At 35.7% G+C, this 14,667-nt stretch carries 16 protein-coding genes; 4 read left to right on the forward strand and 12 right to left on the reverse strand.

Annotation, left to right across the window (positions count from 1 at the left end):
• Window positions 1–25 precede the first annotated feature (25 nt).
• From Q0992_RS07115 to dnaK, 4 genes are all read right to left on the reverse strand, one after another.
• Window positions 26–1,087: a hypothetical protein gene (locus Q0992_RS07115; RefSeq protein ID WP_299521645.1), complete on the reverse strand. Its 1,062-nt coding sequence runs from the start codon at window positions 1,085–1,087 to the stop codon at window positions 26–28.
• Window positions 1,088–1,099: 12 nt separating this feature from the next.
• Window positions 1,100–1,876: a hypothetical protein gene (locus Q0992_RS07120; protein ID WP_299521647.1), complete on the reverse strand. Its 777-nt coding sequence runs from the start codon at window positions 1,874–1,876 to the stop codon at window positions 1,100–1,102.
• Window positions 1,863–2,411: an RNA polymerase sigma factor gene (locus tag Q0992_RS07125; protein ID WP_299521649.1), complete on the reverse strand. Its 549-nt coding sequence runs from the start codon at window positions 2,409–2,411 to the stop codon at window positions 1,863–1,865. Before Q0992_RS07125 ends, Q0992_RS07120 begins: the two co-directional genes overlap by 14 nt.
• A gap of 323 nt (window positions 2,412–2,734) precedes the next feature.
• Complete coding sequence (gene dnaK, locus Q0992_RS07130) at window positions 2,735–4,642, reverse strand: molecular chaperone DnaK (protein ID WP_299521651.1); 1,908 nt, start codon at window positions 4,640–4,642, stop codon at window positions 2,735–2,737.
• 184 nt (window positions 4,643–4,826) lie between these two features.
• On the opposite strand from dnaK, the gene Q0992_RS07135 reads away from it, so the two are divergent.
• Window positions 4,827–5,330 carry a hypothetical protein gene (locus Q0992_RS07135; protein ID WP_299521653.1) on the forward strand — a complete coding sequence of 168 codons (504 nt, stop codon included), beginning with the start codon at window positions 4,827–4,829 and terminating at the stop codon, window positions 5,328–5,330.
• A 64-nt stretch (window positions 5,331–5,394) separates the two neighbouring features.
• Here the strand turns inward: Q0992_RS07135 and Q0992_RS07140 are convergent, their stop codons facing one another.
• On the reverse strand, window positions 5,395–5,850 hold the full coding sequence (locus Q0992_RS07140; protein WP_299521655.1) for a nuclear transport factor 2 family protein: 456 nt from the start codon (window positions 5,848–5,850) through the stop codon (window positions 5,395–5,397).
• Window positions 5,851–5,956: 106 nt separating this feature from the next.
• On the opposite strand from Q0992_RS07140, the gene panB reads away from it, so the two are divergent.
• The 3 genes from panB (at window position 5,957) to Q0992_RS07155 (ending at window position 8,008) form a co-directional block, all read left to right on the forward strand.
• Entirely contained in the window at window positions 5,957–6,775 is an 819-nt protein-coding gene (gene panB, locus Q0992_RS07145; protein ID WP_299521657.1) for a 3-methyl-2-oxobutanoate hydroxymethyltransferase, read from the forward strand.
• 132 nt (window positions 6,776–6,907) lie between these two features.
• On the forward strand, window positions 6,908–7,261 hold the full coding sequence (locus tag Q0992_RS07150) for a four helix bundle protein (protein WP_299521659.1): 354 nt from the start codon (window positions 6,908–6,910) through the stop codon (window positions 7,259–7,261).
• Window positions 7,262–7,300: 39 nt separating this feature from the next.
• A complete protein-coding gene (locus Q0992_RS07155; protein ID WP_299521661.1) occupies window positions 7,301–8,008 on the forward strand; it encodes an RluA family pseudouridine synthase in 708 nt (235 codons plus the stop codon).
• On the opposite strand, the gene Q0992_RS07160 is transcribed toward Q0992_RS07155, so the two are convergent.
• The 7 genes from Q0992_RS07160 to Q0992_RS07190 all read right to left on the reverse strand — a co-directional run bounded on the left by Q0992_RS07160 (window position 8,005) and on the right by Q0992_RS07190 (window position 14,665).
• Window positions 8,005–8,670: a sensor histidine kinase gene (locus Q0992_RS07160; RefSeq protein ID WP_299521663.1), complete on the reverse strand. Its 666-nt coding sequence runs from the start codon at window positions 8,668–8,670 to the stop codon at window positions 8,005–8,007. The two genes, Q0992_RS07155 and Q0992_RS07160, sit on opposite strands and share 4 nt — an antisense overlap.
• Window positions 8,671–9,489: 819 nt before the next feature.
• Window positions 9,490–9,879, reverse strand: a complete 390-nt coding sequence (locus Q0992_RS07165) for a hypothetical protein (RefSeq protein WP_299521665.1) — start codon at window positions 9,877–9,879, stop codon at window positions 9,490–9,492.
• Between the two features lie 133 nt (window positions 9,880–10,012).
• On the reverse strand, window positions 10,013–10,861 hold the full coding sequence (locus tag Q0992_RS07170) for a biotin-dependent carboxyltransferase family protein (RefSeq protein WP_299521667.1): 849 nt from the start codon (window positions 10,859–10,861) through the stop codon (window positions 10,013–10,015).
• Complete coding sequence (gene pxpB, locus Q0992_RS07175) at window positions 10,854–11,582, reverse strand: 5-oxoprolinase subunit PxpB (protein WP_299521669.1); 729 nt, start codon at window positions 11,580–11,582, stop codon at window positions 10,854–10,856. Before pxpB ends, Q0992_RS07170 begins: the two co-directional genes overlap by 8 nt.
• Before the next feature lie 7 nt (window positions 11,583–11,589).
• Complete coding sequence (pxpA, locus tag Q0992_RS07180; protein WP_299521671.1) at window positions 11,590–12,330, reverse strand: 5-oxoprolinase subunit PxpA; 741 nt, start codon at window positions 12,328–12,330, stop codon at window positions 11,590–11,592.
• A complete protein-coding gene (locus tag Q0992_RS07185; protein ID WP_299521673.1) occupies window positions 12,330–13,553 on the reverse strand; it encodes an Nramp family divalent metal transporter in 1,224 nt (407 codons plus the stop codon). The genes pxpA and Q0992_RS07185 overlap by 1 nt, the downstream gene beginning before the upstream one ends.
• Window positions 13,553–14,665 (reverse strand): DUF2891 domain-containing protein, encoded by a 1,113-nt coding sequence (locus Q0992_RS07190; RefSeq protein ID WP_299521675.1) that lies wholly within the window; start codon window positions 14,663–14,665, stop codon window positions 13,553–13,555. Before Q0992_RS07190 ends, Q0992_RS07185 begins: the two co-directional genes overlap by 1 nt.
• Window positions 14,666–14,667 lie beyond the last annotated feature (2 nt).

A 14,667-nucleotide genomic window follows, 5' to 3' on the forward strand; every position in this document is an offset into this window, starting at 1 on the left:
AGTAGTGCAACCAAACGGGTCATGTTTAATTAAAATCAATTCTTAAGCCAATGGAAAGGTTGTGAATATCCTGAGGATTATTTCTAAACATCGGATTGGCATTGTATTTAACATATAGACTAAAGTCTCGAAAACCTACATAAGCGCTTGGTCCTAAGATAATATCATTCATATTAAAATTACCATCCTGATGTAATCTAATACGCTCGTTACCTTCATTATATCTTATAAATTGTGAGGTGAATACTCTAAACCCGATGAAACCACCAAGTCCAAACCGAAATCCTCTTTGCGTTCGTAAGTAGGTCTGCTTTGTATCACTATCAAATTGAGGTTTAGATAAATCTATCTCCAAATGTATTGGTATGGCCAAATATGTATTTGCAAATCTTGTGCGCTTTAAATTAAAATCGGTCTCTTGAAGTGATGTTTGCCCATTTTCGTTTACAAAAATCGTATTATCAGCCTCGGGTCTAACTTCATCAATCATTGTAGACAATCCAAGCTTCAGATTCCAAAGTGCAGAGTCTTCCTTCAATCGGTACTTAAATGTAAAACCTACTTCAGCATATCCGAGCGGATTAACCTTGAAACCGTTACCATAAAAGCCTCCACCATCATTAGTAACCATACCAGCAGCAAGAGCCACTATAAATTGAGTTGTCCAACGTTTTTCGACCTTTAATCCAGTAATAGAATCCTTCTTTAAATTGCTTTCTGACAGTTCAAATAAGAAAAAGTCCCCATCATAGTCCTTTGATTCAAAAGATTTTAAAGTACCATCGGCTTTGGCTTTAACCAAACTCTGTAGCTTTAGTTCTTCCTTAGCTATAGCATCATTAATTTTTGACGCATGGTATTCTGCTAAACGGGTTTTTTCTACTTTGGCTTGTTCTTCACTGATTTCTTTTTTTCTAAGTTTTTTATCTATTTGGGCCAATGCTTTTTTTAAAGCACTTTTTTCGGCTTTTGAAATAGAATCAATACTATTGGCAATTTTAGAAGCTTCTTTTTCAAACCTTCCATTTTGAGCAAAAGTAATTTGTATTGAACACAAGGTTATTAATAGGAATATTACATACTTCATAATTCGAGGTTTTTAATTGTTGCTTTTGTTGTTTTCATTGCTTTTATAATTTCTATTAGCTAAAGCTTCCTTCACTTTTTTAAGTTCTCTTCTCGCCTTATTGAAAATCCCTTTATTTTTTTCATCAAACCGTTGTCGTTCTATTTCAAGCAAAAGTGCTTCAGATTCCACATACTTATCTTGTGGCTTTTTTAGAGTCTCATTCAACTTTAAGGAACTGCTATCAGTGGTTAAAGAAGCTAGTAAATCTTCTGCCGTGATGTATATAAACTGGTTTGGTAATACTGAGATTGCAGAATCTACCTTGAAAACAGTTTCATTTTTAGGTTCCAAAAGCTCTGATTTAATACTAGCTAGCATCTCTTTGTGTTGTATGGGCAATTCATCATGTTTAATTTCGGTTTTGACTGTTACAACTTTGACTTTTGGTTTTGGGTCTTTTTCGATTTCTTGAACACCAACTACATTATTGAAACTATCAGCTCCCTTAGCCTCTAATTCTCTTTTAATGATTGATGGTTTTTGTTCAATTGGCAAAGGCTTATTATCATTGACAATCTTAGGGGTTGGTTCCGACTCGTTTATACGTTCTAGCATCATTTTTGCACCTACATAACATAAGGTAACAACAATGGAAGCTGCAATAGCATAGCGCAACCAGATGACCTTTTTTTCTTTTCGCTTAGAGTTTAAAGCAGCTATCAAACGCTCTCTAGCTTTGTCCGTGGGAGTTATTTCGCGATTGTTAATAATCTCTTTTATTAAATCCTCCGTATTATCTCGTTCCATAGTAATTAGACTTTAAATGTGCCAATCGTTTTCTAAGTAAGGTTTTGGCGTGCGCCAGTTGCGATTTTGATGTCCCTAAACTAATTCTAAGTAGTTCTGCTATTTCTTTATGCTTATAGCCTTCCAAAACATATAAGTTAAATACCGTTCTGCAGCCTACTGGTAAGCTATCAATAGCGCTTTGAACGTCGTCTAACGTATTATCATAATTCTCTATTACTTGATTAGAAAAATTGTGATTATATACCTCTACAACACTAAATCTATTCTTTTGAACACGTAAATAGGAAATGCATTCTCTAACCATAATTTGTCGCAACCAAGCTTCAAAACTCCCAATGGGTTTGTATTTATTAATATTTTGAAGGGTTTTTTGAAACCCTATGAGCATAACGTCTTCAGCAAATTGCAGGTCTCTGATATACTGTCTGCAGACACTGAGCATTTTGGGTGCGTAGAGGTCATAAAGTGCTAATTGTGCCTTTTGGTTAGACGTCTTAGCCAACCTAATAAGCTCTTTAACACTTTGATTCATAGAAATTAGTTTAGGCATCCTTTCGCTTTCTATTATTAAAAACGCTTTTGGATAAAAAAAGGTTGGATGCGTCGTTAAGTTTTTTTGTGAAAGTTAAAAAAGATGGGCAAAGTCTAAAATTGAGGGCATAAAAAAACGCAATCAAATTAAATGATTGCGTTTTTGTTTTTTGAGATTCCTGTCTTGCGCCTCCGCTAAAGCTTCCGCGACATGCATGTGCTCAGTGTGACAGTTTGGAATGACACTTTATTTATATGAGATGCTTCGACCATGCTCAGCATAAGCGACTCACACAAATTGTATGCAGCAATTAGGTTCGCTGCTTACTTGACTTCTTCGAAGTCTACGTCTTCTACATCGCTGCCTTCATCAGATGGTTGTCCATTTGAACTAGCATCAGGACCCTCAGCACCGCCTTGTTGTGCTTCTGCTTGTGCTTTGTACATCTCTTCACTAGCCACTTTCCAAGCTTCATTGATTTTTTCTAAAGCTGGCTCTATCACTGCAATGTCCTTAGTTTCGTATGCCTTTCTTAATTCTTCCAAAGCATCTTCAATCGGCTTTTTCTTATCATCAGATAACTTATCCCCAAATTCCTCCAATTGCTTTTCGGTTTGGAAAATCATAGCATCTGCCTGATTCAATTTATCTGCAGTTTCTTTGGCCTTAGCATCGGCTTCGGCATTGGCTTCTGCTTCTGCTTTCATCTTTTCGATTTCCGCTTCGGTTAATCCAGATGAGGCTTCAATTCTGATGTCTTGTTTCTTACCAGTCGCTTTGTCCTCTGCAGATACTTTAATGATTCCATTGGCATCAATATCAAACGTTACTTCGATTTGAGGTGTTCCGCGTCGTGCTGGTGGAATGCCATCCAAGTGGAAACGACCAATAGTTTTGTTATCCGCTGCCATAGGACGCTCGCCTTGTAGTACGTGAATCTCTACCGATGGCTGATTGTCAGCTGCTGTTGAGAATATTTGCGATTTCTTCGTAGGAATCGTTGTATTGGCTTCAATCAACTTGGTCATTACATTACCCATCGTCTCGATACCTAATGACAATGGAGTTACATCCAATAATAAGACATCCTTAACATCACCTGTTAATACTCCTCCTTGAATACCAGCACCTAGAGATACGACTTCGTCTGGGTTTACACCTTTGCTTGGTGCTTTTCCGAAGAATTGCTCTACGGCAGCTTGTACAGCAGGAATACGTGTTGAACCACCTACTAAAATTACCTCATCAATATCCGACTTCGATAAACCTGCGGCTTTTAAAGCGGTCTCACATGGCTCAATTGTACGTTTGATTAAATCATCAATTAATTGCTCAAATTTAGAACGTGACAATGTACGCACTAAGTGTTTAGGTCCACTCGCTGTAGCTGTAACATATGGCAAGTTAACTTCAGTCTGTGAAGATGATGATAACTCAATCTTTGCTTTTTCAGCGGCTTCCTTAAGACGCTGTAAAGCCATAGGATCTTCTCTAAGGTCGAGACCTTCATCACTCTTAAATTCTTCAGCTAACCAGTCGATAATTCTTTCATCAACATCGTCACCACCTAAGTGTGTGTCACCATCTGTTGATAATACTTCAAAAACGCCATCACCTAGTTCTAGGATAGAAACGTCGTGTGTACCACCACCAAAGTCGAATACTACGATTTTCTGGTCTGTAGATTTCTTATCCAATCCATAAGCCAAAGCTGCTGCTGTTGGCTCATTAATAATACGTCTTACCTTTAAACCTGCAATTTCACCAGCTTCTTTAGTCGCTTGGCGCTGTGCATCGTTAAAATAAGCAGGTACCGTAATTACCGCTTCAGAAACATCTTGTCCTAAATAATCCTCAGCGGTTTTCTTCATTTTTTGAAGAATCATTGCCGATAATTCTTGTGGTGTGTATAAGCGACCTTCAATATCCACCCTTGGTGTATCGTTATCACCTTTTACCACCTTATATGGTACGCGTTCTGCCTCTTTTTTAGATTCAGAATATTTATTACCCATAAAACGTTTAATAGAATAAACTGTTTTTGTTGGGTTAGTTACTGCTTGTCTTTTTGCTGGATCACCAACTTTAATTTCACCTCCTTCTACGAAAGCAATCACCGAAGGCGTTGTTCTTTTACCCTCAGCATTTGGGATGACAACCGGTTCGTTACCTTCCATCACGGAAACGCAAGAGTTAGTTGTCCCTAAATCAATTCCAATAATCTTACTCATAATATTAGTGTCTATATGTTGTTCTGTTTTTAATTTTAAACTCGCTTTCTATAAGTCAAGTATTATGCCATGACAAAAATTATGACATGATGTCATACACCTTTTTTTAAAAAGAATTATCTATTCAGTATCAGTTTGGAATAGCATTTGATACATAAATAAAAATAATTTAAACCATTTACCTATGAAACGCATATTATCCTTTATTACCGTGTTTGCTTTAGTATTAACCGCTTGTGAAGGCGATCCTGGACCTCCTGGACCTCCTGGTTTTGATGGGCTAGATTCGGACCAATTTGCAGCTGAGGCATTTGAAATAGTCTTAGACTTCACTCCTCAAAATAATTATGAATTTATTGAGCCCTATGGTTTCCCTGTTGCTCAATCGAGTGTTACTCTTGTTTATATTTCTTGGGAGGTTGATAATGGCCAGGATATCTGGAGGCTTCTTCCACAAACTGTAATCTTTGAAGACGGCAATGATCTCGTATACAATTTTGATTTCACCCAAAACGATGTTAGATTTTTCCTTGAAGGTTCAGACCTAGATGGTTTAGACGCAGTATGGACACAGGCTCAAGTTTTTAGGGTCGTTGTATTACCAACATTAAACGCAGGGCGATTAGATGTATCAAATATTGATGCCGTTATGGAAGCCTATAACATAACATCCTTTGAAAGTAGATAAATAGATCATATACAAAACTAAAAAGCCGAAATCAAGATTTCGGCTTTTTCATTAGTCTTGTTTATTATTTACACCCTTCTTTACGCCTAGTATCCACGAGGTAAATAATTCTCCATTTATTATCTTCTTTAATCAACTGAAAGGAATTCACGCCACAATGGCTAAAATTTCCGTTATACCAAAACTCATAGGGTGTCCAAGCATTGGCCATCTTACCATCAACCTGAATACTGAAACTTAGGAGTTTCTCCTCAAACGTATTATCCTTTGGTATGCTCGCAATACTTTTTATGAACTTTTCGTAGCTGCTTTCTTGAAGAATTGTTTTACCTTCTTTATTTACTGCAATGGTTTGTAATTTAATATCACCTTTAGCCATAGACTTTAAGGCTACAGTGTCTTGCTTATGGAAGGCATCAAAGAACTTAATTATAGTAGCTTTTACCTCATCCTTTTCGGAATTCTGAGCATTAATATTTAATCCCAGACATAGAATAAGTATCCATATTGGTTTTTTCATGATTGATATTGTTTTGACTGAAATTAAGTATTCGCTACTATTTCTAAAGGGCATTAAACAAAAGTTTAACAAAACTCTTATTTTTACGTACTCTAATATATACACTATGTCAATCGCCAAAAAAGAATACAAAAGAATTACCGTAAAGACTTTAGTAGATATGAAGTCTAAAGGTGAAAAGATATCAATGCTCACCGCTTATGATTACACGATGGCAAAAATCGTTGACGGTGCTGGAGTTGATGTTATCTTGGTAGGTGACTCTGCAAGTAATGTCATGGCTGGCCATGAAACCACACTGCCAATTACCTTAGACCAAATGATTTATCATGCATCTTCGGTCGTAAGGGCTATTGATCGTGCTTTAGTAGTGGTTGACTTACCGTTTGGAACCTATCAAAGTGATCCTAAGGAAGCTCTACGCTCTGCTATACGAATTATGAAAGAGTCTGGCGCACATGCCGTAAAATTAGAAGGTGGCAAGGAAATTAAAGAGTCCTTAAAACGCATTTTAAATGCTGGAATTCCAGTGATGGGCCATTTGGGTTTGACCCCACAATCTATCTATAAATTTGGCACTTACACGGTTAGAGCCAAGGAAGAACATGAAGCGAAACAGTTAAAAGAAGATGCTTTAATGCTAGAAAAAGCAGGTTGTTTTGCCATAGTTTTAGAAAAAATTCCTGCCGCTCTTGCAAAAGAAGTCGCCGAAAGTGTTTCGATTCCGATTATAGGTATTGGTGCTGGAGATGGTGCTGATGGCCAAGTTTTGGTACTTCATGATATGATTGGAATGACCCATGAATTTAATCCACGATTTTTACGGCGCTACATGAATTTGTATGAAGACATGACCAAAGCTATTAGTCAATATGTAGAGGACGTAAAATCTGAGGAATTCCCAAATGACAAAGAGCAATATTAATTTAGATTGTTGCTCTATTGGATTTTTGGATTACTGGAGAATTGGATAATTAGACTATTGGACTTCTTACATGGAGATTTGTTTTATCAAGTTAATTAGCCAATAAACTCAAATTTTAATACACTTTATTGCATGGCTCACAATTTCAAGGAACTACAAATTTGGAAAAAAAGCAGAGTTTTTTGTTCGAAAATATATAATGCCACTTCGAGATTTCCCGAATCAGAAAAGTTTGGACTTACTAATCAGTTGAGAAGAGCTTCAATCTCAATCCCCTCAAATATCGCAGAAGGTTCTTCGAGAAATTCTGATAAAGATTTTTCGCGATTTCTTCAAATTACTTTGGGCTCTGCATATGAAATCGAAACGCAATTATTAATTGCCAAAGATCTTAATTTCATCAAAGAAGAAGAACTAATGGAACTTTTGAATGAATTGAATTCGATTGTGAAAATGACTTCAAAGTTTAAATCTACTCTTAAATAAGTCCAGATATCCAAAAATCTGACGTTCTAATAATCTAATATGTCTAATCAATCCACAAAGTCTAACCCATCCAACCTTCAGGTTCTATACGAAGACAATCATATTATCGTCGTTAATAAACGTGCTGGCGATATTGTACAAGGTGATAAAACCGGTGATGCACCTTTAAGTGATATTGTAAAGGATTTTCTAAAACAGAAATACAAAAAGCCTGGTAATGTGTATCTCGGTGTGGTGCATCGGCTCGATCGGCCAACGACAGGAATTGTACTTTTTGCAAAAACCAGTAAGGCGTTACCAAGATTAAATAAATTGTTTGCAGAAAAAAAAGCAAAAAAAACCTATTGGGCTTTGGTTAAAAACAAACCGCCAAAGAGCGACGACCGACTTATCCATTGGCTAAAAAAGAATCCTAAAAATAATAAATCTACTGCTTATAACAGTGAAGTTGAAGATAGTAAAAAAGCTATTCTCAACTACAAAATCATTAAAAAACTCGACTATTTTTATCTGTTGGAAATAGATTTAGAAACTGGACGACACCATCAAATACGTTCGCAATTGTCTAAAATTGGCTCACCAATCAAAGGGGATTTAAAGTATGGCTTCCCAAGAAGCAATAAAGACGCGAGTATCAGTCTTCATGCAAGGCAGTTAGCATTTATTCATCCTGTAAAACAAGAATCCTTAATCATCACAGCACCTGTACCAATTGATGCCCTTTGGCAAGCTGCTAACGAATCTTAAATATCTCGATAAGGATATATTAATTTGAGTTTAGTGCCTTTATTAAGTTGCGAGTCAAGATGAAATTCGGCATTAATTAATTCGGCTCGTTTTTTCATATTGGTCATTCCCGAACCTTGTTCTACAAGTTTAAGGTCAAAACCAATCCCATCATCTTCTACATCGATTCTAAGAGCCTTAGGGCTATAATTTAAATAGACCTTTAGATGTTCTGCCTCGGCATACTTGAGAGTATTTGAGAAAAACTCCTGTAGTATTCTAAATAAAATAGTTTCGTCTTTATTGTTTTCAAAATTTTCGTTTTCTCCAACCATTTCCAAGCTTGCCTCAATTAACCCAGATTTATTTAAACGATCAATTTCATTTTTTACTGATGCACAAAATCCAAGCTTGGCTATTATATCGCTATTTAGTGATTTAGATAGATTTCTCACTTCAGTCAAACTTTCCCTTAAGGCTTCCGATGCGTTGGCCACTTTCGGTTTTACATCATCATTGACTATTTTGGCAACGACATTCATCTGCATAGTAGCCACGGATAGTAGCTGGCCAACATTATCGTGTAGCTCTCTACCGACGTGCTTTAGGGTTTCTTCCTGAATTTCTTGTTGGGATATTAATAGCTCTTCATCAAATTGTCTTTGCTGCTCGGCATTTTTCATTAAGAGTTGGTTCTTTCGCTTTTGGAAAGTCAAAAAAAACACTACAAACACAACAATTAAAGTAACTACAAAAAAAACTACATAAACGATTAATGCAATTTCTTCCTTGCTTATTGTTTCTTGAACTGAATTGTATAAAGAAAAGCAAATGTAAAGCATGAATACAAAAAGATATTAATAGCAAACATAAACACGTTTCGAAATGCAATAAAGCTATTGTTTATTTCATAAAAATAGCCATCAAAAGTGAATAAAGGTGCTGCACATAAATAAAACAATAATATACCGGTACTTATGTAAAAAACAGGTAATTTGTAAAAAATTAAGACATTATCACTTTGAAGTAATTCTTTATAATATAGAATTACAAAAGTAAAAACTATGAAGGTCTCTAAAAACATATTATAAGGAAGTGACATGTAAAAGAATGTTCCACTTAACATAAAATATAAAATGGTAAAGACAGTGTAGATAATAGTGGAAATTTTGATTATAATCCTTGATGATTTTTGATTTAATATATTATAATAAAATTTTCCAAATACAAGTACTGAAACTACAGAGAGTATGTTATAAAGCCAAGTGTTTGAGCAGAATACGCTATTTTTTATCCAAATAAACCAGTTGATGTCATAATTATTTTGAAGTAAATAACCATACATACCAACAGTTTCAATAAAGATGACAAACCACAAATACCAAATGAAAATTTTCATTTGAGTATCTGTAGTTTTTAAATAATAATAAGTGCCAGCCAAAGCAGCCACTAATTCTATAATATGTATAGCTACTAGATAACTAGACACTATTTAAACATTTTTATTGCGGATAATTTGCATTAGGTGGTTGTCCCATTCCACCTCTATTTAAGCCATTAGCACCTGGCATATCACCACTTTCTTCACCACCATCTTTACCTAAGCTACCACTTGCCGTAGGTACAATGAACGATGTGGTATAGCCTTTTTGCCCATCTTCATCTGGATAAGCACCACAGTAAATACGGATACCATCTATTTTGTAGCCTAAATCTTTGGCCTGTGCTTCGGCATACGCTAAGTAATCTTTGATGTCTTGGAGAGGATACCAGACAGAACGATTGTCTGGCCGTTTTGTAATCTCATTGCTAATTAATTCATGACGCTCTGAATAGGCATCATTTAGTGCTTTCGCCTCTTTGGGCGTAATCAAACCTTTTGGGTTACTCATTTTTCAGTTAGTTTAGAAGTTAATAATTAGTTTTAGAATACTAATTAAGGGTTGTTAGAAATTAAGGGATTAATTATAAATTTATGGAAATTATAATAGACCACAAGATTTTATTAAAATTTTTCTTACGCCATCAATCTTTTAGTCTGATTTTTAAGATATTCCCTGTTGTTTTTTGACTAAGGCAGTTTATTGCTTTTTCAGTTAGCTGTAATACTCTTGGATATCCTCCCGTTGTTTGGCAATCGCGCATAAGAACAATTAAATTTCCTGAAGGTGTCAATTGTACTGTACCTGGCAAGACTGGAGCGGTTAATATTGACCTTAAGTCGTTTGCAATTAAAGGTTCTAATTGATACGCCATTCTATTGTTTAGCTTAGAAATCTTAAGTTCCCTACTGAGCAAATGATGCCTATGGAACTCCGTTAGTTTATTAAATTCTGGTCCTTTGTAGGCGTCTAGGACATTATTAAATAAAACCGAAGCATCATATTTAACCGAAGCGTTTAATTGTTGTGGCTCTTGGGCCAAAGCTTTATAGTTTAGGATGTCATTTTTATAAATCTTACCATTTGTAGTGATGGGTTTGTATTGGCTTTGACTGTTCAATACCCTTTCTGACATTAAACCATCTTTAATTGCCAAATAGCTCCTAACACCTTTACTTGCGTTACCAAAGCTTAAAATATCTTCTGCATTAATCGATATAATACGATTATGCTCTATAGGTTCATTATTTAATTTAGCGTTCATATCTGCACCAGAAATAGCTATCATGGTCGGCTTCATAAACTGAAATATACCTCCAACCATAATCATCTCTATCAAAGCACTAGACTTACTATTGCCCAACAATGCATTAGCAAACTGGCTGGAATAAGAATCCATAGCGCCAGATACTGGAACCCCAAAAGCTCTAAAACCAAATCGTCCAACATCTTGAATCGTCGTATAAAATCCAGATTTTAAAACTCTAAGCATTCGGTATGGGTTTGAGTTGAAATGAAGATTTAGCTATTTGGCTTTCAATATCTAAATAGGTGGCCTTATCAATAGAAACAAATTTCACTTTATCACCTGGTCGAATCTTACATGGTGGATTAAGGGATGCATTAAATAATTCAACAGGCGTTTTGCCTATAACATGCCAACCACCAGGACTGTCCTGAGGGTAGATTCCGGTTTGCTGTCCTCCAATGGCAACAGATCCTTTTTTAACATCTAAATTTGGTCTGGTTTTACGATCGAAATGCAATTTAGAATTAAGTCCTCCCAAATATAAAAAACCAGGCAAAAAGCCAATAAAAAAAACGGTGTAAATAGCACTTGTATGGTGGTTGATAATATCATCTTTCGAAAGCTTTTTTGCCTTTGAAAAATTGTCCAAGTCAATTCCAAATTCATCATTATAGTAAACAGGAATTTCCCAAACCCAAGACTCTACCTCTAGGTCTTTGTCTTGACTTTCAAAAAGGCGTTTTAGTTCAAAAAACTTATCATTGACGTTTTCAATAGTAAAACTATAAATAATTAATATTGAGGTATATGTGTGAATTACCTCAACTTTTTGTTTAGTATATATTTTTAAAACTTTTTTTTTGAAATTCAAGATATTTTTCAAAATATCTTCATCAATAATTGCAGGCCATTCTATTAAAATTGACCGTTCGTTATATTGTGAATATCTAAGCCTATATTCCATCAACTTGCTACTGGATTTTAATGTGATGCTTTGGTAATTCCCGATTTAGAAACTTCAAAATTTGAAGTGCATTTTTGGTATCTCCATGCACACAAAATGTTGCTGCTTTTATCGATACTTCTACTCCATCAATTGCAATAAGTTTTTGATGTTTTACCATTCTTAAAACATGACTCAAAACTTGATGCTTATCATTCAAAATGGCGTCATTATTTTTTCGAGACACTAAAGATAAATCGGCATTATAATTTCGGTCTGCAAAACCTTCATAAGTTACTTGAATGTTTTCACTTTCGGCCAAGTAAGCTAAAACAGATTTATAAGGTGCATAAAGTTTAATTGGTAGCGCAATGCTTTTTATAACTTCTATAATGACATTGGCCGTTTTATCGTCTTTAGCTGCTAAATTATATAAAGCACCATGAGGTTTGATATGATGCAGCTGGGAGTTTTCTTGATAAAGCACTTTCTGTAAGGCTCTAACTTGCTGCTTTAAAGTAGCATATAAATCTGCTGCTGACATATCCATAACCATTCGCCCAAAATTTTCCTTATCTGGAAACGATGGATGTGCTCCAATTTTGACTTTATGTGTTTTGGCCAATCTTACGGCCTCTGTCATGATTTGTAAATCACCTGCATGACCACCGCAAGCGATATTACAAGAAGAAAGATAAGGCATCAAATCGGGCTCATTATTTAAGCCCTCACCTACATCTGCATTAATATCTATAATATATACGTTCATCAAAATACATTAAAAACACTCAAAACTCCCTTTACCCCGAGACCTAAAGCCACCAAAACTATTAACAATCCAAAAAAGTTTTGAATTTTAGAATTTCTATAGCTTCCCAAAACTGATACTTTATTCATCACCCAGAGTAAAAATCCAGCAATTATGGGCAATAACAACCCATTGGCCACTTGCGCAAACTTTATAATCTCAATAGATTTAAATCCAATTGATGAGAATATCACACCTAATCCCAGTATAAATATCCAAACTGCTCTGAATTTTAAGGATTTGAGATGACTTTCCCACCCTAAACAACCACTAGCAACAAAAGCAGCAGCCAAAGGTGCCGTTATTGCACTTGTTATTCCTGCAGCGAATAATCCTATAGACAAGAAATATTTGGCATAAACTCCAAACAAAGGCTCAAGCCCTTTGGCAAGATCAGAAGCATTAGAGATATCTTGGGCCTGAATTGCTGAGGCCGATATAATAATGCTCATGGATACAATACCTCCTAAAACTATGGCTATAATAGTATCCTTTCTAGCATAACTTAAATCGGCTTTGTCTTTCCATTTGGTTTTTGCCAAGGATGCATGCAAAAAGAGATTGTAAGGCACCACTGTTGTACCAATAAGCCCTACAATGGTCAGAATACTTTTTTCTGGAATAGAAGGCACAAAAGCACTTTTTAGTGTTTGTAACAGGTTAGGTTTTGTGATGAGTGCTGTCATCAAAAAAGAGAGGCTCATCAATACTACCAGACCCACTAAAAACCGTTCTAAAATTTTATAGTTACCTATATAAAGTAAGGCAAAAGCCAAAGCACCTATAGCTATTGGTAGTACTTTCAACTCTAAACCATATAATGCAATGGTGGGATTGCCAAAAAGCGTTTCCATACCTAATGCACCACCACTAATGTTTCCCGCTTCATATGCTGCATTACCAACCACAATGGCACTAATAATTAAAAATACGGCAAAGCCTTTTAAAATGGGATGGCTAATTTCTTGCCTAATAATTTCTGACAATCCTTTTTGTGAAACTACACCCAATCGGGCAGCCATTTCCTGTAAAACCATGGTTGCTATAATGGATAATACCATAGCCCACAATAGTGCATATCCAAAATTAACACCTGCTAAAGTGCATACGGTTACAGTACCTGGACCGATAAAAGCCGCAGCCACTAGAGGTCCAGGCCCAATATGTTTAAAGAACTTTTTCACTAGTTTTCAACCGAATTCAAAGCATAAATCGCAAAACTGCCTAACCAATGGCCTCCTTCATAACTATCGCCTATTATACTTGGCAATGAATAATTAATATGTTGATTGGCGATGTTTTTAAGGTGTTCGTACTCTGGCAAACCTTTAGCGATATAGTTTAAACTCCATGCCCTCGAAAAATTCACACCATCTAGGTGCACCAGCTTCCCATCTGTTCTATCCGATACTTTTCCTGTTTCAACTTCAAATGATTTAGACTTTAACTGAGGCAAAAATTCATCTATCCAAACCTTGAATTCTTCTTTAGGCAAGACCCGTTTCATTAAAGCGGCTTCTTCCAAGCAAGGTGATAGAAAATCAAATCCACTTGGTTCCCAATCCAAAGGGCAGGCTTTATCGTTCATATAAAAGTCTTTTGCTCTTTTTTCTATCAAAGCCTTTAATTCCGAATGGCCCATTGTCATTGCATAATCATAGGCAAAGCTTAATCCAAATGCCGTATTGGGATGCTCACCTACACGAATTGGATAGTTGAGTTTGGGAAGAAATTCTAGATAGCGTTCTACAATTAAATCCGTTAATGGCTGGAGATTAATTTCCGCTTTTCTAGCCACTACATGATCCCATTTATGCAATTCCTCAGCAAGTTTTAACAGCCATGCCCAGCCATAGGTACGTTCGTAAGACTTATTATGTGTTCCGTTAAAATAAGCCACTTCGTTTAGAATATTATTCTTGGAAATACTTTGCAATAGCCATTCATTGATTTCAATTTTCTTTTCCAAATCAGGAAACTGACGTGCTAAACTCACTAAACTCCAATGCCCATGAACGGCTGAATGCCAATCGAAACATCCAAAAAACGTTGGGTGTAATTCTTGTGGTGATTTTAAATCTTCATCACCTCCTAAGGTCTGCCCCAGTTTATTTGGATATTCTGTATCTACACATGCTAAAGGTAATTCAGCCAAACGGTTGGCTTGTTCTAGGTTTAGTTTTGGCACTTTAACTTCATCAATACGATTTTCCTCAATGTTAGGAGTAACGTTTTCAGAATTCTGGCAACTAAAGAGTAAAACTAAAATACAGATAGTAGAACGGTAGTATTTCATAA

Source organism: Winogradskyella sp., from assembly GCF_028289625.1.
In the GTDB taxonomy this organism is placed as follows: Bacteria; Bacteroidota; Bacteroidia; order Flavobacteriales; family Flavobacteriaceae; genus Winogradskyella.